We start from the raw sequence: 26616 nt of genomic DNA on the forward strand, positions 1-26616 counted from the left end.
TCAAATGCCTTGCGACCGGCGACCGCTCGCCGGCGCGACGCGCCCGCTCCCGTCGGTCCGGGATCGACGCGTCCGTGTCAGGGCGCGAGACGGTTCTTCCGACCCTTCATGTGCTCCTCGTAGTGCTCGAAGGTGATCGGACACCAGTCGGCGGCCAGGTCCAGCACTTCCTCGGTCATCTCGCGGATCTCCCACTGGGCGTCCGCGGCCGCGCGCATGTCGGCGACGTGCATCAGCATCCGCGCGTTCATCGACATCACCATGTTCACCTCCGTCCCGATGGGGAGGACGAAGCGGGCGTCCTCCGGCGGCATGCCCAGTTCGAGCAGTTCCTGGTAGTCCTCGACGGAGCGCCGGACCGACTCGCGGAACAGTTCCTCGCGGCGCTCGACCGTCCCCTCGTCGACCTGCCCGGCCTGCTGGTTGCGGCCGACCCAGTCGGGGTCAGTCGCCGAGGGCGGCGTGACGACCATCTCGCCGTCCTCGACCGCGGCGGGGTCGACTTCGTCGAACGAGACGTAGCGCATCGACTGCACGTCGAAGCTCACGTGCCGGTGACGGGTGATCTGGGCCATGCAGGAGCGGCTGATCCCCTTCACCGCGAACGTCGCCTGCGGATGCTCGAACGGGCCGAAGTGGCCGTGGTCGAGCAGGTGGCCGATGAGCGTCCGCTTTTTCTCCTCCATCGTGTCGCCGTCGGTGGTCGCCATGACCTCCTCGAACGACAGGTCGCCGACGAACTCCCCCATGTAATCGTTTCGCGCCGCCGTACAGAGGAGCCGCTCGGGGTCCTCGGTCGCCTCAAGCAGTTCGACTTCCATGCTGGGTCACTGCGTTGCCAGTCACGCTCGGCCGACAAAAGGTTTCCTTCGTCGCCCTGCCCCGACGCAGTCGGGCGGTTCTCGACGCCGTCGCGGACGGCAAGACACAAGCGACGGGGGCGACTACCGCCGGCCATGATACACAACCTCGCGGCGGGCGTCCAGGCGTTTACCAGCAACGCGTTCCTCGTCGACGGCGAGCGGACCGTGCTGGTCGACGCGGGGGCGAACTTCGACGTGGTCTCGCGCGTCGAGGAGCGCGTCGACGACGTCGACGCCCTCGTGTTGACCCACACCCACCCCGACCACGTCGGCAACCTCCCGGACGTCGTCGAGGCGTTCGGCGTCGACGTGTGGGGGTTCGACCCCGAGGCGGACGGGGTGGACCACGCCATCGCCGACGAGGGGACAGTGACGCTCGGCGACGACGAGTACGTCGCCCTCCACACGCCGGGCCACAAGGACGACCACCTCTGCTTTTACTCGGCCGGCGCCGGCGTCCTCTTCGCCGGCGACCTGATCTTCCCGAACGGTAGCTTCGGCCGGACGGACTTGGAGGAGGGCGACCGCGGGACGCTGATAGAGAGCATCGAGCGCGTCGAGAGCAGGGTGAGCGGGGACCTTGGGGAACTCCACGTCGGCCACGGGCCGAGCGTCTCGCGCAACGCCTACTCCCACGTCGAACTGGCGTCGGAGGCGGCCCGACACACGCCGTAACGGCTGCGGAGCCGTTCGTCGCGACGGTTCGCGCCGACGGACGCGGTTACTCGGTCTCGGCGACGACGACCCGACCGTCCCCCTTGACGATCACGTCGTATCCGGCGTACGTGAACTCGACGTAGCCGCCGGCGTCGTCCGATACGTCGGCGAAGAGGGTGTCGAGCGCGTCGCCGTCGATCGATTCGTGGAGCGGGTCGAGCGCGGTCGGGTCCTCGCCGCGCACGCTGGCGACGGCCGTCACGACCGCGTCGCTCGGCGACCCGCCCGCGTCCAGGTCGACCCGGACGGTGTGGACGCCCGGGGCGTCGGTTCCGGATTCGGTTCCGTCCTGTCGGGGTGCCATTACACCGGGGACAGGCCGCGGTAAACTTAAAAACACGAAACCGTTCTTCGTTTATTTCGTGTACGGTTACGGGTAATATCGGGCGTGCGCCGCCGACGCCGGCGGTTGGCCCGAACTCAGTCGAGCGCCGCGGCGACGGCCGCGTCGAGCGCCACCTCGTAGGCGTCCGCGACCGCCGCCGGGTCGGTCCGCTCGCTGTCGGAAAGCGCCGGCAGCGCGACCGTGGCAGTCGGGTCGACCACGTCGGTCACGTCGCCGACCGACTCCTCCAGCCGGCCGCCGCGGGCGCTGCCGCCGACCACCTCGCAGGCCCGGGCGTAGCGCTCGCCGTCGAACACCCGGGCGCGCCCCGGTTCGACCGCGACGACGGCGTCGAACGTCACGTCCCGGAGCGGGCGCGCCACGTCGCCGTAGGACTCGACCACGGCGCGGTCGCGGTTCCGGACGCGCTCGGCGAGGCGGGACAGCGCCGGCAGGTACCGCTCGCGGGTCACCTCGTCCAGCGCCGCCGCCGAGTCGACGACCGTCGCGCCGTCCAGCGGGAGCGCCTCGCGGACGCCCGCGGGGACGTCGGCCGCGCCGCCGACCACGAACGCGTCGTCGCCCCCCGGTATCCGCAGGCGGTCCGCGACGAACTGTCGGTCGCCGCGGCCGACGATCCCCGTGCCGCCGCCCGGGGCGGGCCGCCAGAGGCGGTGGACGGGGTTTATCGCCTCGGGCGCGACGTCGGCGGCGCTGGCCGCCGCGAGGCGCTGGGCGTCCTTCCCGTAGAGGCGGCCGTCCGCGACCGCCCGCCGGACGTCGTCGTGGTCGAACCAGTAGTCGTTGCCGGCGCGGGGCTTGAACCCGACGCCGCCGACGCGTTCGAGCAGCCCGGTCGAGAACGTCGTCTTGCCGGCGTCGACGCGGTCGCTCCCGACGACCAAGTGCCTCATGCGAGGCCGTAGTAGCCCGGCTCCTCCTCGTCGCGGGGCTCCGCGACGACGAGGTCGTCCGCGTTGTTCACGATCCACGGGATCGCCCAGTCGAGCAGCACCTCCTCGGTCTCCACGTCTATCTCGGCGTCGGGGTCCAGTTCCTGCAGCATGCGTGCGATCTCGTAGACGGTGTACATCCGGTCCTCGTCGAGCAGTTCCTCCGCCGTGTAGAAGTCACAGGGGTGGAGTTCGTCGAACTCCGATTTCGGGACGGGCATGCGACCCGCTACGCGGGAGGCGGGGGTAAATCGCACGGTGTCGAAAGGCAGGGTGTGGGGGCGGGTCACCCCCGGGTGACAGATGGTGACGATCCGACGGGCCTTGCGGGGTCGGGCGCGGGCGGCGACGGTAGCGCGCCGCGTCCGCAGTTACGGGTGGGACGTGCCGACCGAAAAAGATGTCGGTAATAATATATTTAGAGCTACGGAGCGCTCCGGACCGCTCGCGAGGCGATGGCGGCGGCGCTGTCGGCGTCGCGGCGGCGAAAAAACGTCGATGGTGAACGGCTCGTCGTCAGGCGACGGGAGTCACTCGAACAGCTCGGCCACGTCGTGGTAGTTCTCGGCGACGGCATCCCAGTCGACCACGTCGAAGAAGCCGTCGATGAAGCTGCCGCGGTCCGGGCCGTAGTCGTAGTAGTAGGAGTGTTCCCAGACGTCCAGCGCGAGGATGGGGTGTGCGCCCCAGAGCGCGCCCTGGTCGTGCTTGTCGACCGCGATGTTGCGGAGCTGCTTGGCGACGGGGTCGTACACCAGCAGCGCCCAGCCGCCCGCGGCGCCGGCGGCGGCCTCGAACTCGCCCTTCCAGCCCTCGTAGGAGCCGAAGTCCTCCTCGATGCGGTCGAGGAGGTCGCCCTCGGGTTCGCCCCCGCCGTTGGGGGCCATGTTCTCCCAGAACAGCGTGTGGAGATAGTGACCGCTGCCGTTGTGGGTTACGTTGCCGAGCGCGCCGGCCGTGGAGCCGTAGTCGCCGGACTCGCGGTTCTCGGCCAGCGTCTCCTCGGCCGAGTTGAGGCCGTTGACGTACCCCTGGTGGTGGGTGTCGTGATGCCACGTGAGCACCTGTTCGCTGATGGCCGGTTCGAGCGCGTCGTAGTCGTACGGGAGCGGCGGGAGTTCGTGGTCTGCCATAGTAAATTCCTCCACTGATCTGTTGTTCGCGGGCCAAGTTAAACCTGCATGAACCGGCCACCGTCTCCGAAACGAAATTAAAGTAACGCAGGTGAAACGATCGCTTCGGCCGCCGTCGGGTTCTACCGCTCGTCGGCCCCGCTCAGCGCGCGGGCCGCCAGGCCGCCGGCGACGCCCGCGGCCCCGACGAGCGCGCCGAACCCCGGCAGCCCGGTCCCGGTGTCGGTGTCGCCGCCCTCGGTTTCGGTCTCGGTGCCGTCCGACGGCGTGCCCTCTACCGTCGGTCCCGACGCGTTCCGGACCAGCCCGTCCTCCGGGATCTGTTCGCCCGTGAGGTGGATGTACTCCCCCTCACAGTCGAACTTCCGGGAGATCAGTAACGGCGTCCCGCGCTCTATCCGCGCCTCGGTGGCGTCGGCGTACAGGTCGACCGTCCGCTTCTGTGGCTCCTGCCGGAGCCGGTCGACGAGGATGCCGTTGTACAGTTCCGTCTCCGTCGGCGACCAGTCCACCTCGCAGTTGTCGACCGCGGCGGGGTTGCCCTCGCGGTCGGGGCGGTAGGTCGCGATCACGATCTGTCCCTCGTAGTTCCCCGCCCACGGTTCGCCCTGCTCCTCCAGTACCAGTTCCCGGGTCGCGGGGGCCTCCTGGGCCGCGGCTGGGACCGCCCCGCCCGCCACGGCCCCGACGCCCCCGACGACCCCGGCTGCTCCAGCGAGAAACGCCCGTCGCCCGACCCCGGACCGCCGTTCGCTGCCGCTCTCGTCGCGCATTGTGTCACCCGTCCGCCCTCCCACACCGGGCAACCTAACTACTTTGTCCGACTGCGTGAGGTGTCCGGGGGCGGTCAGTCGTCGCCGCGCGCCCGCTCGAACATCTCGATGGCGGCCTCCCGGCGCTCGCCGTGGTCGACGATCGGCGCGGGGTAGCCGGGCGCGGTCCGCTCGCGCTCGGTCAGCGACAGGTCGGGCCACTCGTGGATCTGCTCGGCCGTCGCGTTCGCCAGTTCGGGGACGTACTCCCGGACGTACTCGCCGTCCGGGTCGTAGCGCTCGCACTGGCTCGTCGGATTGAAGATCCGGAAGTACGGCTGGGCGTCCGTGCCGGTCGAGGCCGCCCACTGCCAGCCGCCGTTGTCGTTTGCCGTGTCGTGGTCGACGAGCTTCTCGCGGAACCAGTCGTACCCCTCGCGCCAGTCGATCAGCAGGTCCTTCGTGAGGAACGCGGCGACGACCATCCGCACGCGGTTGTGCATCCACCCCTCCGCGCGGAGCTGGCGCATCCCGGCGTCGACCAGCGGGTAGCCCGTTTCGCCGTCCTTCCACGCCCGCAGCGCCTCGGGGTCGTCGCGCCACTCGATGTCACGCTCGTACTCCTTGTAGTTCTCCTGCACCACCTCCGGGTTGTAGAAGAGGACGTGCGCGTAGAACTCCCGCCAGGCGAGTTGCGACCGGAACTCCTCGACGGACTCCGCCGCGGCCTCCGGTTTCGACTCCGCCGCGGCCATCGCATCCTCGACCGCCGCCGACACCTCCCGGACCCCTATCGTTCCCCACTTGAGGTGGGCCGACAGCCGCGACGTCGCCCCATCGGCGGGGTAGTCGCGGCGTTGCTCGTACTCGTAGATCGGCCCGTCGAGGAACGCGTCGAGCAGGTCCCGGGCGCGCTCGGTGCCCGCCGGCGGCACGTCGGCTTCGGGCTCGTCGAACCCCAGGTCGGAAAGCGTCGGGAGGTCCCCGGGGGCAACGGCGTCGGGGGCGGCCAGATCCGCGGCGGCCGGCGGGTCGTACGGCGGCTCCTTCTCCCGGTCCAGCCACTTGCGGCCGAAGTAGGTGAACACCGAGTACGGGTCACCGTCGTTGGTGGTGATCGATCCGGGCGGGTGGTGGACGGCGTCGTGATGACTCTCGCGGGCCACGTCCGCGTCGTCCAGCGCCCGGCGGACCGCGGCGTCGCGCTCCCGGGCCAGCCCGGAGTAGTCCTTCGCCCACGTGACGCCGTCAGCGCCGCAGGCGGCCGCCAGGTCGGGCAGGACCTCGCGCGGGTCGCCGCGTCGGACGACCAGGTCGCCCCCGCGCTCGCGGTACGATTCGCGGAGCGCGGCGAGGGCATCCAGCATGAACGCGACCCGCGGCGGCGAGCCGTGGGCCAGCACGTCCGGGTCGAAGACGAAGACCGGGACGACGGGGCCGTCGTCGGCCGCTTCCGACAGCGCGCGGTTGTCGGCGACGCGCAGGTCCCGCCGGTGCCAGTGGAGTCGCATACCACTCCTGAGGACGGTATCGGCAAAAGCCCGGCGGGAGCGTCGCCGGCCCTCGGTTTCGATACGGGGACGCTCAGAGCGGCTCGTCGCCCTCGACGATCCGCATGGCGCGCTCGCCCAGCCCGGGCACCGTCTCCCGCATCTTCGGGTACAGCGGGTCGTCGGCGTCGCCCTCGAGATAGCGCGCGAAGAACATCTCGCCCAGCGCCGCGAGCTTGTACACCGCCAGCGCGCGGTAGAAGCGGTCGTTCTCGTACTCGATGCCGGTCGCCGCCTCGTAGCGCTCCACGAGGTCCCGCCGGGTGGGGTAGCCATCCGCCTCCATCACGCGGGTCACCATGTTCGACGCCGGCGGCTCGGGGTCTTTCGGGTCGCGCCACACCGACAGCATCCAGCCCAGATCCGTCAGCGGGTCGCCGAGCGTGCTCATCTCCCAGTCGAACACGCCGACGAGTTCCGGCTCGTCGCCGGGGGCGAACATCACGTTGTCGAGCTTGTAGTCGCCGTGGACCAGCGTGTGCGGGTGGTCCTCCGGCGCGTTGTCCGTGAGCCACTCCATCACGTCGTACAGCACGGGCACCTCGCGCTCGTCGGCCGTCTTCGAGAACGCCCAGGTGAGCTGTTCGGACCAGCGCCGCACCTGCCGCTCGGCAAAGCCCTCCGGGTGGCCGAACTCGCCGAGGCCGACCGCCTCGTAGTCGACGCCGTGGATCGCCGCGAGGCCGTCGACCAGTTCCTCGCCGAGGCGTCGCCGCCGGTCGGGCGCCGCGAAGCGCTCGGGCTCCGCCTCGCGGATCACGTCGCCCGCGACCCGCTCCATCAGGTAGAACTCGTCGCCGATCACGCCCTCGTCCTCGCAGGCGAGCACGGTGGTGGGCACCGGCACCGGGCCGCCCTGCAGCGCGTCGACGACGCGGTACTCGCGGAGCACGTCGTGGGCCTTGTCGGCCGTCTCGCCCGGCGGCGGCCGCCGGACGACCAGGTCGCGGTCGCCCCAGCGGAGAAACAGCGTCTCGTTGGAGTGGCCCTCGCGGTGGCGCTGGACGTCGAACCCGTCGGCCGGGCCGAGCTCCGATTCGAGGTAGGCCCGGAGCGCGTCCTCGTCGACGAGCCGCTCGTAGTAGTCGTCCGCCATGTGGCACCACACGGCTGGGGTGCCGAATAAACTTCCGGCGCGATGTCCGTTTCAGGGGACCGTACAACTTTATGGGCGTTGACTGTGTATAAAATCGTGACAATGGCACGCACGGAGGGGCAGGCGTGACGGTCGAACAGTTCCACGTCGACGGCGAGACGGCGGTGGTGACGGGCGCGTCCAGCGGCATCGGCAAGCGGATCGCCGAGCGCTTCGCCGCCGACGGCGTCGACGTCGTCGTCTGCTCGCGCGACATCGACAACGTCGAGCCGGTCGCCGACGGGATCGAGGACAGCGACCGGCCGGGCGACGCGCTGGCCGTCGAGTGCGACGTGACCGACCGCGACGCCGTCGAGGCGCTGGTCGAAGCAACCGTCGAGGAGTTCGGCGGGCTGGACGTGCTGGTGAACAACGCCGGCGCGAGCTTCATGGCGAACTTCGACGACATCTCCCCGAACGGCTGGGGGACCATCGTCGACATCAACCTGACGGGCACCTACCACTGCACGCAGGTCGCGGGCGAGCACCTGAAGGACGGCGGCGGCAGCGTCGTCAACCTCGCCAGCGTCGCCGGCGAGCAGGGCGCGCCGTACATGAGCCACTACGCCGCGGCGAAGGCCGGCGTGATCAACCTCACGACGACGCTGGCCCACGAGTGGGCGGGCGACGGCGTCCGCGTCAACTGCATCTCGCCCGGCTTCGTCGCCACGCCCGGCGTCGAGAGCCAGATGGGCGTCAGCGCCGACGACATCGACCGCGAGGAGGTCGAGCGCCGCATCGGCACCAGCGAGGAGATAGCCGACGTCGCGCAGTTCCTCGCCAGCCCCGCCGCGTCCTACGTGGTCGGGCAGACGATCACCCCGGCCGGCCTGCCGGACATCATGGAGAACCCCGACGTATGACCGACCGAACCGTCCACCTGCCCGTCGCCGCACAGCCCAGCGTCGACACGCTCGTCGACCTCTCCAGTCGGGCCGAGGACCTCGGCTACGAGCGCGCGTGGCTCCCGGAGACGTGGGGCCGGGACGCCGTCACCGCGCTGACCAGCATCGCCCACGGCACCGACGAAATCGGCATCGGGCCGAGCATCCTCAACGTCTACTCCCGCTCGCCGGCCCTGATGGGCCAGACCGCGGCGACGCTGCAGGAGGTGTCGGACGGCCGCCTCCGCCTCGGCATCGGCCCGAGCGGCCCCGCCGTCATCGAGGGGTGGCACGGCGTCGACTTCGAGCGCCCGCTCCGGCGCACCCGCGAGTACGTCGATATCATGCGGAAGGTGCTCGCCGGCGAGGAACTGAACTACGACGGCGACATCTTCAACCTCGCGGGCTTCCGCCTCCGGTCGGACCCGCCCGACCCCGCGCCGCCGATCGACGCCGCCGGGATGGGGCCGAAGGCCGTCGAACTCTGTGGCCGCTTCGCAGACGGGTGGCACGCGACGGTGTTTACCCCCGACGGCATCCGCGAGCGGTTAGAGGACCTGCGCCGCGGGGCCGAACTCGGCGGCCGCGACCCCGACGACGTCCGCGTCACGCTGTCGCTGACCGCCTGCGCGCTGGCGGACGGCGAGCGCGCCCGGCAACTGGGCCTCCAGCACTGCGCGTTCTACGTCGGCGGGATGGGCACGTACTACCGCGACTCGCTCGCCCGGCAGGGCCACGAGGAGGTCGCCAACGAGGTGGCGGCCGCGTGGGCCAGCGGCGACCGCGAGCGCGCCAACGAACTGCTCGACGAGGAACTGATCGACGACCTCGCGGCGGTCGGCACGCCCGAGGAGGCCCGCGAACGGCTGGCGAAGTTCGAGTCGATAGACGGCGTCGACGCCATCGCGGTCGGCTTCCCGCGCGGCGCGACTGTCGACGAAGCGCGCGAGACGCTGGAGGCGCTCGCGCCGGAGAAGTAGCTGCGGGTCGGTCCGGCTTACAGGTCCCGCTTCAGTCGGATCTCGTCGTCCGTGACCGCGTCGACGTTCGCCTCCTGCAGCGGGTACGTGTCCTCGTCCATGTCGCCCCAGCCGAGTTTCGATTTGATCTTGTCCGTCATCCCCGGGTCCGGGTCGACGTGTGCTGTCCCCGTGCTGACGTCTTTCACCATTCCGACCGTGTCGCCGTCGGCGTTGACTACGGGCTTGCCCTCGTCGTCGTCCGTGATGTTGCTGCGCATAGCGACTGTATCCGGGACGGGCGACCCAATAAGCGAGGGCTATCGTTCCGGCAGTTGCGGTCGGCAGGCCGGCGTTTCGCGCCGCGGGCGCTCCGGTAATCCGGGCTTTCCGCCCGCGAACTGCCGGTAATCGCCTCCTTCTTCCCCCCGCCGATCCCGGGGCGGGGGCGGTCGCTCCGACTGACCTGTCGAAACCTCGATTACCCCGCCGGAAAGCAACCGTTATGCGTCTCCACGCGTAGGGGGAGATAGCGAATGGTTCCGCCCCGCGACGACCCCCGCCTCCACGACGAGTACGTGCGGACCCTCCCCGGCGACGGCCCCGACGACGACGTGACGCTCGTCGGCGTCGTCCACGACCACCCCGCCAGCGTCCACCGCGTCCGGTCGCTGATCGCCGAGCGCGACCCCGACACCGTCGCGCTCGAACTGTCGCCGCTCGCGCTCCCGCTGTTCGAGGCGTACGCCACGGACGCCGAGGCGGACGACCCTCCGGAGTACGGCGGCGAGATGAGCGCGGCGGTCGACGCCGCGGACTGCGACGTCGTCGGCATCGACGCGCCGAGCGTCGCCTTCCTCCGCCGCCTCGCGGCGCGGATCCGCGACGAGCGGCCCGCGCCCGGCACGGTGGCCCGCGTCCTCCGCGGCGTCGCCGGCGTCACCCGCCACGCGCTGACCTGCCGGGCCGGCGCGGCCCTCGCCCGCCTGACCGGGCGGACCGTCGAACTGGACGAGCCGATAGAACACGACTGCACGCGCCGGGACGCGCCCGACGCGCAGGCGGCCGACGAGCGGCGCCAGGCGACCCGGAGCCTCTCGCTCACGCGGGCGTTCGAACCGCCCGAACCGGTCCACCTGCGGGACGCCACCCGCGAGGCGTGCATGGCCGCGAAGCTTTCCGACCTGCGGCGGGAGGGCGACGCGCTCGCGGTGGTCGGCATCGACCACCTGGAGGGCGTCGCCGCGGAGCTCTCCTGACCCCGCGGAAGCGCGTGAAACGGAACCGGTGTTTTCGGCCGTTCACGCACCTTTTTCCGGCGTTCGGCCGTACGCCGTACCCATGCAGGCCATCGAGGTTCAGGAGTTCGGCACGAGCGACGCGCTGGCCGTCGTCGATCGGGAGACGCCCGAGCCCGGCGCGGGCGAGGTCCGGATCGCCGTCGAGGCCGCGGGGATCAACTTCGCCGACGTGATGCAGCGCCGCGGCCACTACCAGGGCGGCCCGGAGCCGCCGTACGTCCCGGGGATGGAGGCCGCCGGAACCGTCGACGCCGTCGGCGAGGGCGTCGGGCTGGACGAGGGCGACCGCGTCGTCGCCATGACGAACGGCGGGGCGTACGCCGACTACGTCACGACCGACCCGGCGTCGGTGTTCCCGATCCCCGAGGGCATGTCGTTCGCGGAGGCCGCGGGCTTTCCCGTGCAGTTCCTCACCGCCCACGGCTGCCTGTTCGAGTGGGGCGGCCTCGAAGAAGGCGAGCGCGTGCTGATCCATGCCGCCGCGGGTGGCGTCGGCACCGCCGCGGTCCAGCTCGCCTCGCGGGCCGGCGCGGAGGTGTTCGGCACCGCGAGCAGCCGGGAGAAACTCGACCTGGCGGCGGAACTCGGCTGCGACCACCCGATCAACTACGTCGAGGAGGACTTCGTCGAGCGCGTCGACGAACTCACCGACGGCGAGGGCGTCGACCTCGTGCTGGACGGCGTCGGCGGCGACACGTTCGGCGACAGCCTCGACGCCATCCCGCAGTTCGGGCGCATCGTCGCCTACGGCGCGGCCAGCGGCCGCCCCGGCGAGGTCGACACCGGGACGCTCCTCTTCGGCAACAAGTCCGTCATCGGCTACCACCTCGGACGCGCGATGGCGACCGACCCGAACCGCGTGCTCAAGGCCGTCCCCGACCTTCAGCAGGGGCTGCAGGCGGGCGAACTGGAGGTGATCGTCGGCGAGACGTTCCCGCTTGCCGACGCCGCCGAGGCCCACGAGTTCATCGAGAACCGCGGGTCGACGGGGAAGGTCGTCCTGACGCCGGAGTAGCGGCCACCGGGGCCGCGTCACAGCGTCCGTTCTCAGTCCCACTCGGCGATCACGACGCCCAGGACCCCGCCGAGCGCGCTCACCAAGACCGCGTAGAGGGCGGCCACGAACGCCGCGACGGCCAGTACCGCCGCGACGGGGGCCGCCGGCCCGGTCGCGGTCGCCGCGGTCGGGAAGGCGACGAGCACGACGGTTGGCGCCGCGACGCCGAGGCCCCCGATGAGGCCGAGCCTGAGGCCGTCCGAGCGGTCCGCGCCGCAGTAGTAGCCGAGCGCCCCGCCGACGACCGCCGGGCCGAGCGGGACCGACCCGGTGAGGCCGGACGCCGCCGCGCCGGCGACGAAGGCAGTCGGGTCGTCGACCGGCGGCGCGGCCTCGCCCGTCCGCCGCCGGAGACGACCCCGGTAGAAGGGGAACGCCGCGCCGAGCGCGAGCAACAGCGCGCCGGCGGCGGCCGTGCCGACGCCGGTCCACGTCAGCAGTTGGGTGACCGTCTCGACGAGGTCGACCTCGGGGATCACCGTCGATTTGACCTCCATCTCGGCGACGATCTCGCGGCTACGCTCCGGGGAGGCAAAGCGGCGGACGGCGACCCCGACGACGACGAGCAACAGGCCCTGCAACACGAGCAGGACGGAGAGGACCCAGTCGAGCGTCCTGTCCGGCGAGTTCATCGTCCCGCCTTCGCGGGGTTCGGAGGGTTCGGCGGCTGTGGAGGGCATACGTCCGACTGAGTGGTCAGGGAACGCACATAAATCCCGCGGAGCGACGCCCGCGGCGGCCCCGTCCGCCTACGCGTCCGGCGCGTGGACGAGGCCGTCCCGCCGCCCGTCGAGCACCGCGAAGCGCTCGCCGCGGCGGCGCTCCAGCCAGTACAGGAGCCGTTCGGCCCAGTCGAGTTTGCGGGCCTTCAGGTCGTCCACGGCGGGGTCGTCGAAGTCCCAGCCGGGGAACCGGAGGTCGGCGGCCCCGAAGTGGTCCGCGAGGAACGCGCCGCGGTCGCCGTCCGTGAACCCGCCGAAGTTCCGGACCGGGCCGGCGGGCGCGGCCTGCGTCGTCGGCAACAGGTAGTCGGGGTCGAACTCGGGGACGGCCGACCGCACGGCGGGCACGTTGTCGCCGTGGGCGTGGACCGCGACGGGGACGCCCCGCTCCGAGAGGGCGACGGCGGTGTCGACGTTCTTGTCCAGGTCCGTGGTCATCAGGTCGACGCCGACGCCGCGCTCGGCGAGGGTGTCCGCGGCCGTCGAGGCGGCGACGACCACGTCCGCGTCGCGGGCGACCGCGAGTTCGTCCGACAGGGACGGTCCCGCGCCGGCGACGGCGACCGTCGCGCCCTCGAACCGCGGCAGTCGGCCGGCGTCGAACGGCGTCGCCAGTTCGGCCAGTTCGTCGCGCGCGCGTTCGTCGGCCGCCCGTGCGAAGCCGAAGTCGGCGAGGATCGCCTCGTAGACGGGGAGCCACTCGTCGAAGTCCATAGCTGTTGCTGGTGTACGTAGGTCGGTGAGAACCGCTTGATTTCGTGAGCCGGAGTGGCGTTCCAAGTACCCCTACCCGGATGCCCTTCCGGCTACCACGCGGGCCTTCACAGCCATCCGGTATAAGTTTTCTCTTAGGTGAGGGCCTCGCGAAGGAGTCGCTCGGTCGGCCGGAACGTGGGCTCACGTTCGGCGACAGCGGCCGCGACGCCGGCGATTTCGGTCGGCGTGCCGGCCAGGAGCGCGCTCCCGCGCCCCCGGACGACCGTCGCGCCCCGCTCGGCCGCCGCCGACGCCAGCGCCGTCGCCGTGGGTTCTGCCAGCCCGTCGAGTTCGAACACCCGGGTCACGCAGTCCGCGGCGGCGTCCGCGTCGCCGCCGAGCCGTTCGACGTGTCGCCGCGCCTCGCCGACCGCCGTCACGTCGAGTTCCTCGACGGTCACGTCGTCGCCGCCCCGGAGCCGGTCCCGGGCGAACTCCGCGCCGACGAGCGCCGCGTCGCGCGTCTCGGCCACGTCGTGGGTCCGGACGACGTGTGCGCCGCGCTCGACGGCTATCGACGTGGCTGCGAGGCTGACGGGGAGCGCTTCCTCGGTCGAGCGCCCGGCGACCTCCCGGAGGAAGTTCTTGCGGTTGATCGAGACGAGGATCGGGCGGTCCAGCCCGCGGAACTCCCGCAGGCGGCGGAGCGTCTCGCGGTCGTGTTCGAGGGTCTTGGCCTCGCTCCACCCGCCGAACGCGGGGTCGACGATGGTCTTGTCGGTGAGGCCGTTGCGCGTCAGCGCGTCGTAGATGTCGTCGACCTCCTCGACCGCGCCCGGGCGTTCGAGGTCCGGCGGGCTCGCCATCTTGGCGACCGCGACGTCGTGGTCCGCACAGACCGCGGGCATCTCCGGGTCGGCGAAGCCACAGATGTCGTTGACCATGTCGAACCCGCGCGACAGCGCCGCGTCGGCCACCTCGGCGTAGCGCGTCTCGATGGAGAAGACGGCGTCGCCGCTCGTGCTCTCCATCGCCTCGACGGCCGTGTCGAGCCGGTCCAGTTCCTCCTCGGCCGACAGCACCTCGAAGCGCTTGTTGGCCGACTCCAGCCCGACGTCGACGATGTCCGCGCCCTCGCCGATCAGCTCCTCGTCGACGTAGGCAGCCGCCTCCCCCGGGTCGTCGTACACCGAGGGGTCGTACGGCGACTCCTCGCTGACGTTCAGCACGCCCATGATCCGGGGCGGGTGGTCGTCGCCGATCCCCAGCCCGGCGGCGTCGACGTTCTGCATACCAGTTCCGGGGGACCACGGAACCAAAAGGGACACGTTCCGAGCGGCGGGCATCGGGCCGTCCCCCCGTGGCTCCCGGGACCGAGCGCCCGCGGGGAGCGTCAGTCCAGCTTCGATTCGAGCTCGTCCACCCGCTCTTTCAGCTCCTCTATCTCGTCGTCCCTGCTTCGACCCGTCCGCCGGTTGACCAGGGCGACCGCACCGACGAACACGGGGACCGTGACCACGACGAACAGCATGAGTACGATCCAGAGCTCGGGGCCCATGGACGGTGGTATCGACGGCGTTCAAATGATTGTTTCGCGACGGCCGGCGAGCGCCGAACCGGTCGCGGACCGGCCTACCCCGCCTGCAACAGGAACCGGACATTCTCGCTGTCGTCGACGAGCACCCAGAGCGGCGCGCGGGCCAGTTCCGGGTCGTCCCACTCGAACGTTTCCCGCGGCCCGTCCTCGACGTCCGCCTCGACCGTGTACTCCCCGTTCGTCGGAAGCTTGCCGTCGTTCACCGGGTCGGCTCTCTCGGCGGGGTCGAGTTGGAGCGTCCGGGCCGTGTGGCGGGACCCGTCCCCGGCGTCCGTGATGGTCATCGACACGCGTTTCCGCTCGCTGCCGACGTTCACCGCGACGACGTCCGTCGCGCCGTGGGGGCCGCTCTTCGCGTCCGACTCGCCGAACAGCCCCGTTACTGCCGAACAGCCGGAGAGAGCGATCGAACCGGTGACTGTCAGCGCGGAGAGGAGCCGCCGTCGCGTCGATTGGGGGGACCAGGACATGTGAAACACGTTCCGGGCCGGCCGGTATATCCTTTGTCCGAACCCGGCGGGCCGCTCAGCGGCCCACCGCCCACAGCGTGCTCAACAGCGACTTCCCGGCGAAGAACCCGAGGAGCGCGCCGAAGCAGGCCCCCTCGACGCCGGCGACAGCGGCTCCGACTGCGAGGCCGGCGACCCCGAGCGCGTAGCCGGGCCGGGCGGCCGCGGCCCGGACTAGCGCCGCCGGCGGCCGCGCGGAGTCGGTCGGTCGTGACACGGCAGTGTCGAGGGGAGCGCGGCACTGGCGGGTTTCGCCGAACGTGTTCGTGCGGTGCGGCCCGCGCGAGCACCGCCGGGGTCAGTCCAGCCGCTCCAGCACCGCGTCGAGCACCTCGACGGTCGCGGGCGCGTGGAGCGGCTCGTTGCCGTTGCCACACTGGACGTCCATCAGACAGGCGGGACAGCCGTTGACGCCGCCGCAGTCGCAGTCGGCGACGCGCTCTCGGGTGCGGGCCAGCACGGCGTCGGCGTGCTCGTAGATCCCCTTCGCGAAGCCGATGCCGCCCTCGACGGTGTCGTGGATGAACCACGTCGGGACGCCCGTCTCGGGGTGGCGGTTGACGCTCAGGCCGCCCATGTCGCCCTTGTCCATCCGCAGTTCCAGCGGCGCGAGCTTGATCATCGCGTGCTCGGCCCCGTGGAGGCCGCCGAGGAACGTCCACTCCTTCGTGCCGAGCGACGCCGCACCGGACGGCTCCGCGAGCTTGTCGTCCGGAATCGCCGCGACGACGCGCTCGAACAGGTCCCGGGGCGTCTCGACCCACATGAGCTGCGTCCGCAGGTCGACCGGCGGCAGGCCCGTCGCCTCCGGCGGTCCCTTCGGCTTGCCCGTCGAGACGTCGACCCGCTCGTAGTGGCTGTAGTGGACCGAGACGGTGCCGGTGCCGAAACAGAGGCGGTAGCCGCCGCCCAGGTCGCGGACGCGCTCGCGCTCGACGTCCGAGACGCTCTTCTCGGACTGCGTCCGGGTGTACTCGTTCGTCCGGACCTCCCGGACCGAGACGTACGGCTGCGGGACGTCCTCGACGAGGTCGGTCACCTCGTACTCCGCCCCGTCGTGGAGCGCGAGCGCGCCGGGGTGGAAGTCACGGTACGCGCGCTGGCGGTCGATCGGCTCCATCTCTATCTCGCCGTTCTCGCAGCGCACGTCGAACTGCTCGCCCGAAGCGGCGTACATCGAGATGTCGGCCTGGGGCCGCGGCGCGCCGTCGTACTGGACGCCGTGGTCGAGGTGGCCGACGAACCGGCCGGCGGCCCGCCACATCCCGACGGCCCGCTCCAGGCGGTCCGCGCCGCCGAACCAGCGGGCGTCGTCGCGGTCCAGCGGCAGTTCCTGGGCGGCACACAGCAGGTGCCGGGCGTACACGACGTCGTTGTCGAGGTCGACGACTGCGTCCTCCATGGCGTCGCCCAGCAGGTAGTCGGGGTTCTCCAGCACGTACTGGTCGATGGCGTCGGCGCGTGCGACCAGCACGCCGAGCGCGTCGGCCGTCCCGCGGCCGGCGCGGCCGACCTGCTGCCAGAACGACTGGCGCGTGCCGGGGTAGCCGGCCGTCACGGCGGCGTCGACCGAGCCCACGTCGATGCCCAGTTCCAGCGCGTTCGTCGAGACGACGCCGTCGAGGTCGCCCGACTTGAGCCGGTGTTCCGTGCCGCGGCGGCTCTCCTTCCCGTGGCCCGCATGGTACGGTTCGACCGAGAGGTAGTTGCCCGATGGGTGCTCGCCGGCGGCGCGCTCGGCGGCCTTCGCGGCGAGTTCGACGCCCTGCCGCGAGCGGGCGAACGTGAGCGTCTGGACGCCGTTGAGGCCGAGGTGGGCGAGCACGCTCGCGGCCTCGTCGTTGGCGCTTCGCTTCGCGCCGAGGAACTCGTCGATGTCGAACTCCTCGGCCACGTCGTCGTCGAACGGCGGGTCCCAGAGGACGATCCGCCGGCGGCCGTGGGGGCTGCCGTCGTCGTCGACGGCGACGAAGGGCGCGCCGGTCAGCGCCTCGGCGTGCTCGACGGGGTTGCCGATGGTCGCCGTCGTGCAGACGATCCGCGGGTCGCTGCCGTAGTAGTCGAGGACGCGGCGCAGGCGGCGGAGCGTCCACGCGACGTGCATCCCGTGGACGCCGGTGTAGCTGTGGGACTCGTCGACCGCCAGCAGGCGGCAGTTCGCGAACGCGTCGCGCCACTTGCGGTGGTGGGCGAGGTAGACGTTGATCCCCGCGAAGTTCGAGACGACCACGTCCGCGCCCTCCCGGATCGCCCGGCGGCGGTCCCGCGGGGTGTCGCCGTCGTACACCGCCACGGTCACGTCCATCCCCAGGTCGTCGTACAGGTCGTTCAGCGCGCGCTCCTGGTCGCGGGACAGCGCCTTCGTCGGGTAGCAAAACAGCGCGCGGGCGTCCGGGTCGCGGCGCTTCAGCAGCGCGAAGTACAGCGCGTACACGTACGTCTTCCCGGACGCCGTCGACGTGGCGACGGCGACGTTCTCGCCGTCCAGCAGGCGCTCGATGGCCGCGGCCTGGTGTGTGTAGAGGTCGTGGCCGAGCGCGTCGGCCAGGTCCGCGCCCAGCACGGACGCGGCGTCGACGTACTCTGCCTCGGCGCCGGGCTGGGTCGCGACGTGTTCGATCTGGTCCTCGTAGCCCGGGAACCGCTCGCGCAGGTGGTCCGGCGAGAGCACGTCCGCCCGCTCGCTCCACCCGGAAGCGTCGTCGGCCATTCAGAACTCCCCCAGGGTGCCCTGTGTGGTGTTCGTTCCGGTCGACCCGTCGCCGTCCGCCGCGCCGTCCGCGCCGCCGGCCTCCGCGAGCGCGTCGTACACGAACGCCAGCGCCCGCACGTCGTCCTCGCAGTAGCGCTCGTGGCGCTCCCAGTCGGGCTCCGCCGCGGGCGTGCGTTCGCGCATCCACCGCCGGTAGGCGCGGCCGACCGCCGCCCCGGTGAGGCCGCCGCCGTCCCCGTCCCGCCCGAGCGCGGCGGCCACGTCGCCGAGTTTGTTCGTCCGGCCCGGCAGGACGGCGTTGTCGTCCCGGACCGCCCAGTGGTACGGGTCGAACGTGTACGCCGCCTCCCAGTCGTCCAGCAGGGCCGGGCAGTGGCGCTCGATTTGCTCGGCGACTGCGGGGAAGTCGAAGGAGAGGCCGTTGTACGCGACGACTGGCCGGCCCGCGGCGTTGGCGGCGTACCACGAGACGAACGCCTCAACCGCCCGCCCGGGGTCGTCGGGGTCGCGGTTCAGGAAGGAGAGGTACCGCTCCTCGCCCGCCCGGTCGAGCACGCCGACCAGCCAGACGACCGTCGGCGTCAGCCCGTCCGTCTCGATGTCGATGAACACCGGTTCCCCGTCCGGGAGGGACCCGTCGCCGTCCCGGACGACTTCGCCCTCCGCCAGCGCCCGCGCGCCGTCGCCGACCGTCGCCGCGGCGTCGCGGCCGATCCCCGCCACCTCGCGGAGGTCGGCGACCGACGCGGCGGCCACGTCGCCGGGCGTCCGGTAGCCCGCCTCCCGCAGGCGGCCGGCCCGCACCTCGCCGACGCCGGGGAGCGCCCGCAGGCCGAGCCGGTCCGTCCCGATCCCCGACGAGCAGACCGTCCCGTCCGGGTGGAGGGTGAGCGTGGGGACTTCGCTCCCGCCGCGCTCGCCGCCCGGCGCGTCGTCGCCGTCGGGGTCCGCGCCGGCAACGGCGAGGCCGTCCCACTCGCGGTAGTAGCCGACCGGCGCGGCCGTCGAGACGTGGGTGTACGAGCCGGCCAGGTCCGCCGGCGCGAGGGCATCGCGGTACGCCGCGCGCCCGCCCAGCGACGCGTCGAGTTCCGTGAGATCGACCGACACGTCGAGGCGGTCGGTGAGAACGTACGTCTCCGTGGCCGGGTCGAGGCGGCCCTCGCGTTCGAGCGCCCGGACGCCGCCGAGGTCCCCGTCCGACGACGCCGCGACGACGTCGACGCCGCGGAGCCGGCGGTGGTCGGGGGCGGTGTCTGCGTTGCCGGGACCGTCGCCGGGCGTACCTGTGCCGCCGCCGGTTCCGCCGCCGAGCACCAGCGGCGGGCCGTACTCGTCGAGGAGGCCGGGGGCCGTCGCCCGGAGCCGGACGAGCGCGCCCGGCACGGGCAGACAGAGGGCGTCCGGGTCGGCGTAGTCGAGCGCGTCGCGGAGCCGCGGCGCGTCGAGGCGCTCGACGAGTGCGCTGGACAGGACGGTCAGGCGGGGCGGGGTCGACATTCGCGAACGAAGGGTGGGGGCGGACGGGTAAAAAACGCCCGTCGGCGCCGCCCGGCGAAACCACTTTGTAAGTTTACGAATACGTCCGGATGTGACGCTGTTTCACTCCCTCCCCGGCGGGCACGCGGCGTTTCTCGCCGTCGCCGTCGCCACCCACGCGCTCGTCGGCTACGCGCTCGGCGAGCGGCTGGCCGACGCGCCCCTGGCGGGCCTCGTCGGCGGCGTGCTCGCCGACGCCGACTTCCTGCTGCCGGCGGCGTGGGGGTTCCCGCTCGTTCACCGCGGGCTCACCCACACGCTGCTCGCGCTCGCCGCCGTGACCGCGCTCGTGACGGCCGTCGCCGGCCGCCGGCAGGGACTCGGGTTCGGCGGCGCGTACGCCGCCCACCTCGCCATCGACGCGACGACGCCGATGGGCGTGCCCCTGCTGTACCCGCTCTCGGCGGAGTACCTCGGCGTCGTCCTCGGCGGCCACGCCGCGCCCGCGACGGCGGTGCTGTGGGCCTGCTCGCTCGGCCTGCTGTGGCGGGGCGACGGCTGGTCCCCGCGGCCGGTCCGTTCCTGACCGTCCCACGCTGCCGGCAGGCCAGCGCCTTTGGTGATCGCCCGCGACCCGTGTCGCATGGGAACGACACGCACCGGCGCGGAGCTGTTCGTCGAGAGCCTGGAGCGGTACGGCGTCGAGCGCGTCTTCGGCAACCCCGGGACGACGGAGCTCCCGCTCGTATCGGCGCTCGGGGAGAGCGACCTGGAGTACGTGCTCGGCCTCCACGAGGACGTTGCGGTCGGGATGGCGTCTGGGTACGCGAGCACGCGCCGCTACCACGCCCACGACGACCCGGACGTGACGCCGGTCGGCGTCGCGAACCTCCACATCGCGCCGGGCCTCGCCCACGGCCTCGGCAACCTCTACGCCGCGCGGGTCGCGGGCGCGCCCGTCGTCGTCACCGCCGGCAACCACAGCACCGACTTCCGCCACGAGGAGCCGATCCTCTCGGGCGACCTGGTCGACCTCGCGGAGAACTTCACGAAGTGGAGCGCGGAGGTGCTGGACGTCTCGGCGCTCCCGACGATGCTCCGGCGGGCGTTCCGCGTCGCGCTCACGCCGCCGACCGGCCCCGTGTTCCTCGCGCTCCCGCTCGACGTGACGACCGCCGAGACCGACGCCGACCCGGAGCCGCTGGGGCCGATCCCGAACGCGGGCCGCGGGGATCCCGGGCAGGTCGAGCGCGCCGCCGACCTGCTGGCCGCGGCCGACTCCCCCGCGATGGTCGTCGGCGACGGCGTCGCCCGCTCCGAGGGCGGCGTCGACGCGGCGGTCGAACTCGCGGAGGCCGCCGGGCTCCGGGTGTTCGGCGAGATACTCGCCTCTGAGGTGGACTTCCCGACCGAGCACGAGCAGTGGGCCACGTTCATCCCGCCGGACGAGGGGCTGGCGTCGACGCTCATGGAGACCGACACGCTGGTGTTCGCGGGCTGTTCGACCAACACGACGCTGACCCGCCACGAGCGCGCGCTGGTCGACCCGGGGACGACCTGCCTGCACGTGAGCGACGACGCCTGGCAGGTCGGGAAGAACCAGCCCGCCGACGCCGCCGTCCTCGGCGACCCCGGACTCGTCCTGTCGGCCCTGGCCGACGCCGTGCGGGACCGCCTCGACGACGCCGTCCGCCGGGAGCGCGTGGAGGGGGCGCGGGCGGTTCGGGAGTCGCTGGCCGACACGGTCGCGTCGATGGGCCGGGCCGAGGGGCCGGACGACCCGCGGCCGTCGAAGGCGGAACTCGTCGACGAACTGCTCGCGGCCGCGCCCGACGCCTACCTCGTCGACGAGGGCGTCACCGCGAAGTACCCGCTGCTGGCGCGCTGGCCCCTGGAGGAAGCCGGACTGATCTCGAACAAGGGCGGCGGGCTGGGCTACGGCCTCTCGGCGGCGGTGGGCGCGGCGGTCGCCGAGCGCGATCGCGACGACCCGCGGGACGTGGTCGGCTTCGTCGGGGACGGCTCCTACCTCTACTACCCACAGGCCGTCTACTCCGCGGCGCGCCACGACCTCGACCTCACCGTGGTCGTATCGGACAACCGCAACTACCGCATCCTGAAGGACAACGCCGCCGACCTGCTCGGCGACGACGCCGCCGAGTCGCTGGTCGGCGTCGACTTCGACCCGGCCGTCGACCTCGTGAAGAACGCGGAGAGCCACGGCGCGACCGCGACGCAGGTCGAGCGAACGGAGGAGGTCGAACCCGCCATCGCGGACGCGGTGGCGACGGACGGGCCGTCGGTGGTCGACGTGCTCGTCCGCGACTGACGGCGACGCGGGCTCCACCGGCGGCGGTCGACGGCGCGGCCGGTCAGTCCAGCAGGCCGATGTCCGCCGCGACCCGGTCGGCCAGGTGTTCCCTGATGGCGGGGTCGACCTCCGCGACCGCCTCGCCGTCGTGTATCTGGTCGTTGTGTCGGTCGACCGCGTCGGCGACGTCGTCTAACGGTATCTGCGTCCGGGTGTCGCACTCGGTGCAGACGACGGGCACTTCGGGTTGGTCGTCGGACATTGGCTGCCGGTGAGTGCACGCGGCGGGATAAATGTCTTCCGAGGGACGCGACGGTCGGCCGGGACGGGACGGCGTTCGCTACCGGAGTCGGGTGGCGGTCAGAGCGTACACCGCGTTCGCGTCGCCAGGAGCGCCCCGGCTACTCGGCCGACGTGTCGCCCCCGGACCCGGCCGCCGTCCCCGCGACCCCGTGGACCCACGACGCCACGTCGGCCACGACCGACTCCGCGACGTGGTTCGGCCGGTAGTACTCGCTCGGGGACGGCGGCCCCTCGCCCGGCATGAACAGGTGATTGAGGTCGGGGTAGCGCTCGAACGCGACGTTCTCCCGCGTCAGCGCGTCCCGCCACCGCCGGTAGTCGTCCTCGACGGTGACCTGGTAGTCGCGCCCGCCCTGCGCGATAAACAGCGGCCGGGAGAGTGAGGCCGCCGTCTCGACCTGGTCGTACGACGCCAGACCCTCCCAGTACCGGGCCGGCGCGTTGAGGACGAGTTCGTCCGCCGCGACGTCGCCCGCGCGGAACCGCTCGACGGCCTCCCGCACCGCGCGGAGCCGTTCGCGCTCCGGCTCGGTGACGGTGCCGTCCAGGTTCGCCAGGTACTCGTGTTGCTGGATCTGCATGTCGAGCAGCGAGCGCGCCGGCGGCGCGAGCATGACGGCCCCGGCGAGTCGCTCCGCCCGGGCCGCGATCCGCGGCGCGAGCATCGCGCCGAGGCTGTGGCCGACGACGAAGGTGTCGGAGGGACTGACCCGCTCGGCCCGGCCGAGGCGGTCCAGCGCCGCGAGCGCGTCGTCGGTCACCTCGTCGTCGATCGTCACGGCCGTCGGGTCGACCCGGCAGGCCGCCGTCCGCTTGTCGTACCTGAGGACGGCCACGCCCCGACTCGCCAGCCCCCAGGCGAGGTCCTTCAGCGGCTTGTTCGGGCCGAAGGTGCCGTCGCGGTCGGTCGGCCCCGACCCGTGGACGAGCACGACGCCCGGCACCGCCCCTTCGCCGGCCGGCATCGTGAGTGTCCCGGGGAGCGTACACGAGTTGTTCGCCGACAGACTCAGGTCGGTCTCGGCGAACGCGTCGCGGTCCGCGTACGGCGGCGGCGACCACGACTCGCCCGGGTCCGGCGACCCGGCGAGCCGGAAGCCGGCCACGGCTCCCCCGTCGTCGAACACGACGACCAGGACCTGCCTGGCGTTCCGGAACTGCACCGTCGCCCGGATCGCGTCCCGGCCCTGGACGGTCGCGTGCTCCGTCTCGGCGAGCCTGACGAAGCGGCCGGCCGACCCGACGAGTGAGGTCCACACCTCCTCGAGCTGCGCGGCGGTCACCTGTTCGCGGGCGTCCGGCGAGAAGGCGTTCCGCGCCGCCTCGTAGTCGCCGCTGGCGAGGTCGGCGACGAAGTCCCGGGCCGTGGCGTCCATCTCGGCGACGGTCGCTCCGCCGGTCGTCGTCCCGGCGGGCGACTGCGTTTCGGTACCGGGTCGCGTCGTCGGCATCGCCGACGTGCCGTCGGCCGTCGTCAGCAGCGTCGTCGTCGGTTCCGACCCGTCGGTCGGGTCCTCGTCGCCCGACCCGCTACAGCCCGCGAGGGCGGCGAGTCCGCCGGCACCGGCGGCCCGGAGGAGCGTCCGCCTGCGGAGCGCGGTCCGGGTCATCCGTCGGCCGGCGCGTAGGTGTTCAGGCGGTAGATCGTCCGGGCCGCCTCGACCGCGACCAGGACCCCCACGACCGTCGCGAGGTAGGTCGGCGGGTCGACGTACGACGCGACGGCGCCGAACGCCGCGACGGCGATCCCGACGCGCAACAGCATGTTGCCCACGACGTTTGCGACCACGTCCTCCGGGACTGCCGTGCTTTCGTCGTACCCCGCCACGAGGAACGTCCAGTTCCGGAACCGGACGAGCACGCCGAACGCGACGACGAGCGCCCCGGAAGCGAGCCATTCGACCGCGATCGATTCGGGGACCTGCATGCGCGACGGTTCGCCCGGTGTGTCGATAAAGCTCCCCGGGACGTCTCACGCGCTGAGACGTGCCCCGATTTTATATTCCCCTCGGCACGAACCGGTATCGTGGCGCAGTCGAACCGACTGGACACCGTCGCGCGGCTCCTCGAAGACGACTGCACGCAGACGATCCTGACACGGACACACGACCAACCCATGACGGCGGCGGAACTCACGGACACGTGCTCGGCGTCCCGCGCGACGGTGTACCGTCGGCTGGACGACCTCACCGACCAGGGCCTGCTGGAAAAGCGGACGGAACTCGACGCCGACGGCCAGCAGCGAACCGTGTACGCGGCGACACTGGATAAGGTGGTCGTCGACCTCACGGACGACGGCCTCGAAGTCACCGTGACGACGCGCCAGCGCGCCGCCGACCGCTTTACCGACTTCGTGGAGGGACTCTATGACTGAACTCACCCCCCTTCAGCTCCTGTTTCTCCTGATCGACTACGTCGTCGTCGCGCTCGGACTCGTCATCGCCTACGTCGCGTACACCGGGGCCACCAGAAACGACAGCCGCCCGATGGCGTTTATCGCCGCCGGATTCGTCCTGACGTTCGGCGTCCCGGGCGGGATTTACCTGCTCGCACAGGTCGTCCCGATCCCCACCGCCGTCGTGGGGATCATCACGCAGGCCGGCGAGATGGCCGGGATGCTGTCGATCCTGTACGGGTTCGTGGCACCGGCCCGGTCGTCGGAGGTCAGATGACCGTACCCGGTCAGGTGAGGTCTTTCCGTTTGAACCCGACGTAGCCGACGACGATCGACCCGAGCGACCAGCCGACGAGAACCAGCAGCTGGAACCACACTTGCGCGTGAAGCTTCGTCCGCTGGCTCTCCGTCGGGGTCGGGAGATGGTCGTACTGGTCCGCGATGTCGAGGAAGACCCGGTTCGTGATACCGCCGTACGCCGGATACGGGGTCGCGCTCTTGACGAGCTGTTGCGTGGACGGGCCGATCGACGCACCGGTGAGGTCGCTCAACGCGTTCAGCAGCGTTCCGAGGCTCATGAACGGCGTGATGCCGAGGACGAAGGGAACGAGCAGGAAATACGCCGCGAAGGCACCGACCATCGCCGCCGGCCGGCTGTCCACGACGGCGGAGATGGCCATGAAGAGGGACGTGAGCGAGAGCAGGAACGCGGTCGTCGTCCCCGCGAACAGGGCGAAGTCGACGATACTCGGGGGCTTCGCGAACGCGAACAGGGCGACGAGGTAGCCCGCAGCGAGGCTGGCCACCGTCGCGAGGGTCACGATCCCAGCCCGCGCCAGAACTTTCCCGACGAAGTACTCGGCGCGGGTGTTCGGGAGCCCCAGGCTGAACCTGACCCGGCCGCTCGTTCGGTCACCCACGACCGCCCGATAGCACAGTGCGGCCACGAGGACGGGTTCGACGAGGATGACCGCCTGCTGAACGTCCCAGAGGGCGCGCGCCGGATGGTCGTAGATGGCTATCTCGGCGGTGAACACGAGCGCGGTCACCCCGACGAACACGAGAACGACGCCGAGGACGAAGTACGACTGCAGGCCGTTTCTGAAGTCGTCCCGGGCGACGGTACAGACGCCCATGCTCACTCACCCTCCGCGCCGTCGACGGACCGGTCGTCGCCGTTCGGAACGGCGTCGTCACCGGTGATCGCCCCGAAGAGCGATTCGAGCGACGACCCCGCCGATTCGAACTCGCGAACCGTCGTGAACGTGTCCAGTCGGTTCAAGACGTTGACCTTCTCCGCGTCCGGCGTACATGACAACCGGAGCGTCGCACCGTTTACCGCCACGTCGGACACGCCGTCGATGTCGCGGATGCGGTCCGCGTCCACGGGCGGTTCGACGGTCGCCTCGACGGTCGACCCCGCTTTCGCACGCAGCGAGTCGACCTCGCCGGCCATCGCGAGCGACCCGTCACGCATGATGCCGACGCGGCCACAGATCTTCTCGACCTGTTCGAGGTGGTGCGAACAGACGAAGACGGTGGTCCCGCGGGACGCTTCCTCGCGGATGATCCCGCGAACGCGTTTGATCCCCCCGGATCCAGTCCGCTCGTCGGCTCGTCAAGCACGAGCAGGTCCGGGTCGCCGACGAGCGCGACGGCCAGCGCCAGCCGCTGTCGCATCCCCTTCGAGTAGTCGCTCGCCGGGCGCTCCGCGTCGGCGGAGTCCAATCCGACACGAGCGACGAGGTCGTCGGGATCGTCGTCGGCCCCCTTCGTCCGTATCGCCGACCGCACGTGCCGGCGACCCGAGAGGTTCTCGTACGGCGAGAACCCCTCCGGGAGGAGGCCGACCCGACTCCGCAGGGTGCTCGATCCGTCGACTACGTCGTGGCCCAAGACCGTGGCGTGCCCGCTCGTCGGACGCAGGAACCCGAGTAACATATCGATCGTCGTCGACTTCCCGGCGCCGTTCGGGCCGAGAAAGCCGAACACCTCGCCCTCGTGGACGGTGAGGTTCAGTCCTTGCACCGCGGCCACGTCGCCGTACCGCTTCGTGAGATCCGTCGTTTCGATCGCCGACATGCGACTTCCCCTATCCGAACGGACGGCATAAACGCCGGAGACCGTTTTCGCGCCTGTATCAACGGTAGAGGCCCATACACCCGTATTTTCGGCGTCTTAGGTGCGCTCCGAACAGGCCCCCGACGACGGGCCGGACGGGGGCTGACGGCGGTGTATTCGGATATCACGGCGCGCCATGAA

Annotated in this window: 31 protein-coding genes and 1 pseudogene; 9 read left to right on the top strand and 23 right to left on the bottom strand. The window is 71.6% G+C overall.

Features of this window, described 5'->3' with window-relative positions:
• Window positions 1-77: 77 nt before the first annotated feature.
• Window positions 78-821, bottom strand: coding sequence for an FAD-dependent thymidylate synthase (thyX, locus tag EYW40_RS07005; RefSeq protein ID WP_135820910.1), 744 nt, complete (start codon window positions 819-821; stop codon window positions 78-80).
• Between the two features lie 135 nt (window positions 822-956).
• Between thyX and EYW40_RS07010 the strand changes: the two genes are divergently transcribed.
• Window positions 957-1538 carry an MBL fold metallo-hydrolase gene (locus tag EYW40_RS07010; protein WP_135820911.1) on the top strand — a complete coding sequence of 194 codons (582 nt, stop codon included), beginning with the start codon at window positions 957-959 and terminating at the stop codon, window positions 1536-1538.
• 46 nt (window positions 1539-1584) lie between these two features.
• Here EYW40_RS07010 and EYW40_RS07015 read toward each other — a convergent pair whose 3' ends face one another.
• The 7 genes from EYW40_RS07015 to EYW40_RS07045 all read right to left on the bottom strand — a co-directional run bounded on the left by EYW40_RS07015 (window position 1585) and on the right by EYW40_RS07045 (window position 7389).
• Window positions 1585-1884 carry a DdfA family disk-determining factor gene (locus tag EYW40_RS07015; RefSeq protein WP_135820912.1) on the bottom strand — a complete coding sequence of 100 codons (300 nt, stop codon included), beginning with the start codon at window positions 1882-1884 and terminating at the stop codon, window positions 1585-1587.
• Between the two features lie 116 nt (window positions 1885-2000).
• Window positions 2001-2819: an ATPase gene (locus tag EYW40_RS07020; RefSeq protein WP_135820913.1), complete on the bottom strand. Its 819-nt coding sequence runs from the start codon at window positions 2817-2819 to the stop codon at window positions 2001-2003.
• Complete coding sequence (locus EYW40_RS07025; protein ID WP_135820914.1) at window positions 2816-3079, bottom strand: DUF5827 family protein; 264 nt, start codon at window positions 3077-3079, stop codon at window positions 2816-2818. The genes EYW40_RS07020 and EYW40_RS07025 overlap by 4 nt, the downstream gene beginning before the upstream one ends.
• A gap of 309 nt (window positions 3080-3388) precedes the next feature.
• Window positions 3389-3991 (bottom strand): superoxide dismutase, encoded by a 603-nt coding sequence (gene sod / locus EYW40_RS07030; RefSeq protein WP_135820915.1) that lies wholly within the window; start codon window positions 3989-3991, stop codon window positions 3389-3391.
• Window positions 3992-4113: 122 nt separating this feature from the next.
• The gene (locus EYW40_RS07035; RefSeq protein ID WP_135820916.1) at window positions 4114-4764 is read right to left on the bottom strand and encodes a hypothetical protein; all 651 of its coding nucleotides are present in this window, start codon (window positions 4762-4764) and stop codon (window positions 4114-4116) included.
• Between the two features lie 74 nt (window positions 4765-4838).
• The gene (locus tag EYW40_RS07040; RefSeq protein ID WP_135820917.1) at window positions 4839-6254 is read right to left on the bottom strand and encodes a cryptochrome/photolyase family protein; all 1416 of its coding nucleotides are present in this window, start codon (window positions 6252-6254) and stop codon (window positions 4839-4841) included.
• Between the two features lie 73 nt (window positions 6255-6327).
• Complete coding sequence (locus EYW40_RS07045; RefSeq protein ID WP_135820918.1) at window positions 6328-7389, bottom strand: phosphotransferase family protein; 1062 nt, start codon at window positions 7387-7389, stop codon at window positions 6328-6330.
• Window positions 7390-7514: 125 nt separating this feature from the next.
• Between EYW40_RS07045 and EYW40_RS07050 the strand changes: the two genes are divergently transcribed.
• Both EYW40_RS07050 and EYW40_RS07055 read left to right on the top strand, forming a co-directional pair.
• A complete protein-coding gene (locus EYW40_RS07050; RefSeq protein ID WP_135820919.1) occupies window positions 7515-8291 on the top strand; it encodes an SDR family NAD(P)-dependent oxidoreductase in 777 nt (258 codons plus the stop codon).
• The gene (locus EYW40_RS07055) at window positions 8288-9292 is read left to right on the top strand and encodes a TIGR04024 family LLM class F420-dependent oxidoreductase (RefSeq protein WP_135820920.1); all 1005 of its coding nucleotides are present in this window, start codon (window positions 8288-8290) and stop codon (window positions 9290-9292) included. Before EYW40_RS07050 ends, EYW40_RS07055 begins: the two co-directional genes overlap by 4 nt.
• Before the next feature lie 17 nt (window positions 9293-9309).
• On the opposite strand, the gene EYW40_RS07060 is transcribed toward EYW40_RS07055, so the two are convergent.
• On the bottom strand, window positions 9310-9552 hold the full coding sequence (locus EYW40_RS07060) for a PRC-barrel domain containing protein (protein WP_135820921.1): 243 nt from the start codon (window positions 9550-9552) through the stop codon (window positions 9310-9312).
• Window positions 9553-9807: 255 nt separating this feature from the next.
• On the opposite strand from EYW40_RS07060, the gene EYW40_RS07065 reads away from it, so the two are divergent.
• Together EYW40_RS07065 and EYW40_RS07070 are read left to right on the top strand one after the other, a co-directional pair.
• Window positions 9808-10530: a TraB/GumN family protein gene (locus tag EYW40_RS07065; RefSeq protein WP_135820922.1), complete on the top strand. Its 723-nt coding sequence runs from the start codon at window positions 9808-9810 to the stop codon at window positions 10528-10530.
• A gap of 82 nt (window positions 10531-10612) precedes the next feature.
• A complete protein-coding gene (locus EYW40_RS07070; RefSeq protein ID WP_135820923.1) occupies window positions 10613-11587 on the top strand; it encodes a quinone oxidoreductase family protein in 975 nt (324 codons plus the stop codon).
• Window positions 11588-11619: 32 nt separating this feature from the next.
• Here EYW40_RS07070 and EYW40_RS07075 read toward each other — a convergent pair whose 3' ends face one another.
• The 8 genes from EYW40_RS07075 to EYW40_RS07105 form a co-directional block, all read right to left on the bottom strand.
• Window positions 11620-12309, bottom strand: coding sequence for a hypothetical protein (locus tag EYW40_RS07075; RefSeq protein ID WP_135820924.1), 690 nt, complete (start codon window positions 12307-12309; stop codon window positions 11620-11622).
• Window positions 12310-12378: 69 nt separating this feature from the next.
• A complete protein-coding gene (locus EYW40_RS07080) occupies window positions 12379-13065 on the bottom strand; it encodes a 6-hydroxymethylpterin diphosphokinase MptE-like protein (RefSeq protein ID WP_135820925.1) in 687 nt (228 codons plus the stop codon).
• A 134-nt stretch (window positions 13066-13199) separates the two neighbouring features.
• Complete coding sequence (folP, locus tag EYW40_RS07085; protein ID WP_135820926.1) at window positions 13200-14339, bottom strand: dihydropteroate synthase; 1140 nt, start codon at window positions 14337-14339, stop codon at window positions 13200-13202.
• A 101-nt stretch (window positions 14340-14440) separates the two neighbouring features.
• Window positions 14441-14605 carry a hypothetical protein gene (locus EYW40_RS19555; RefSeq protein ID WP_161973174.1) on the bottom strand — a complete coding sequence of 55 codons (165 nt, stop codon included), beginning with the start codon at window positions 14603-14605 and terminating at the stop codon, window positions 14441-14443.
• A 74-nt stretch (window positions 14606-14679) separates the two neighbouring features.
• Window positions 14680-15114, bottom strand: coding sequence for an Ig-like domain-containing protein (locus tag EYW40_RS07090; RefSeq protein WP_135820927.1), 435 nt, complete (start codon window positions 15112-15114; stop codon window positions 14680-14682).
• 55 nt (window positions 15115-15169) lie between these two features.
• Window positions 15170-15370, bottom strand: a complete 201-nt coding sequence (locus EYW40_RS07095) for a hypothetical protein (protein WP_135820928.1) — start codon at window positions 15368-15370, stop codon at window positions 15170-15172.
• An 81-nt stretch (window positions 15371-15451) separates the two neighbouring features.
• Window positions 15452-17863: a DEAD/DEAH box helicase gene (locus EYW40_RS07100; RefSeq protein ID WP_135820929.1), complete on the bottom strand. Its 2412-nt coding sequence runs from the start codon at window positions 17861-17863 to the stop codon at window positions 15452-15454.
• A complete protein-coding gene (locus EYW40_RS07105) occupies window positions 17864-19366 on the bottom strand; it encodes a ribonuclease H-like domain-containing protein (protein ID WP_135820930.1) in 1503 nt (500 codons plus the stop codon).
• 91 nt (window positions 19367-19457) lie between these two features.
• Here EYW40_RS07105 and EYW40_RS07110 point away from each other — a divergent pair, with 91 nt between their 5' ends.
• Window positions 19458-19931, top strand: a complete 474-nt coding sequence (locus tag EYW40_RS07110; RefSeq protein WP_202614470.1) for a metal-dependent hydrolase — start codon at window positions 19458-19460, stop codon at window positions 19929-19931.
• Between the two features lie 57 nt (window positions 19932-19988).
• Entirely contained in the window at window positions 19989-21674 is a 1686-nt protein-coding gene (locus EYW40_RS07115; protein ID WP_135820931.1) for a thiamine pyrophosphate-binding protein, read from the top strand.
• Window positions 21675-21717: 43 nt separating this feature from the next.
• Here the strand turns inward: EYW40_RS07115 and EYW40_RS07120 are convergent, their stop codons facing one another.
• The 3 genes from EYW40_RS07120 to EYW40_RS07130 form a co-directional block, all read right to left on the bottom strand.
• Complete coding sequence (locus EYW40_RS07120; RefSeq protein WP_135820932.1) at window positions 21718-21918, bottom strand: DUF8149 family protein; 201 nt, start codon at window positions 21916-21918, stop codon at window positions 21718-21720.
• 139 nt (window positions 21919-22057) lie between these two features.
• Entirely contained in the window at window positions 22058-23569 is a 1512-nt protein-coding gene (locus EYW40_RS07125; protein WP_135820933.1) for an alpha/beta hydrolase, read from the bottom strand.
• Window positions 23566-23886, bottom strand: coding sequence for a DUF3784 domain-containing protein (locus EYW40_RS07130; RefSeq protein WP_135820934.1), 321 nt, complete (start codon window positions 23884-23886; stop codon window positions 23566-23568). Before EYW40_RS07130 ends, EYW40_RS07125 begins: the two co-directional genes overlap by 4 nt.
• A gap of 99 nt (window positions 23887-23985) precedes the next feature.
• Here EYW40_RS07130 and EYW40_RS07135 point away from each other — a divergent pair, with 99 nt between their 5' ends.
• Together EYW40_RS07135 and EYW40_RS07140 are read left to right on the top strand one after the other, a co-directional pair.
• Complete coding sequence (locus tag EYW40_RS07135) at window positions 23986-24333, top strand: winged helix-turn-helix domain-containing protein (protein WP_237560576.1); 348 nt, start codon at window positions 23986-23988, stop codon at window positions 24331-24333.
• Window positions 24326-24631 carry a DUF7521 family protein gene (locus tag EYW40_RS07140; protein WP_135820935.1) on the top strand — a complete coding sequence of 102 codons (306 nt, stop codon included), beginning with the start codon at window positions 24326-24328 and terminating at the stop codon, window positions 24629-24631. The genes EYW40_RS07135 and EYW40_RS07140 overlap by 8 nt, the downstream gene beginning before the upstream one ends.
• Window positions 24632-24641: 10 nt before the next feature.
• Here the strand turns inward: EYW40_RS07140 and EYW40_RS07145 are convergent, their stop codons facing one another.
• From EYW40_RS07145 to EYW40_RS20380, 3 genes and pseudogenes are all read right to left on the bottom strand, one after another.
• Window positions 24642-25490, bottom strand: a complete 849-nt coding sequence (locus EYW40_RS07145; protein ID WP_135820936.1) for an ABC transporter permease subunit — start codon at window positions 25488-25490, stop codon at window positions 24642-24644.
• Between the two features lie 2 nt (window positions 25491-25492).
• Window positions 25493-25831: an ATP-binding protein DrrA1-3 family domain-containing protein gene (locus EYW40_RS20375; RefSeq protein WP_310732455.1), complete on the bottom strand. Its 339-nt coding sequence runs from the start codon at window positions 25829-25831 to the stop codon at window positions 25493-25495.
• A gap of 176 nt (window positions 25832-26007) precedes the next feature.
• Window positions 26008-26436, bottom strand: a pseudogene (locus tag EYW40_RS20380) (ABC transporter ATP-binding protein); the annotation flags it as partial.
• Between the last annotated feature and the right edge of the window lie 180 nt (window positions 26437-26616).

The organism is Halostella litorea (genome assembly GCF_004785955.1).
Lineage (GTDB): Archaea > Halobacteriota > Halobacteria > Halobacteriales > Natronoarchaeaceae > Halostella > Halostella litorea.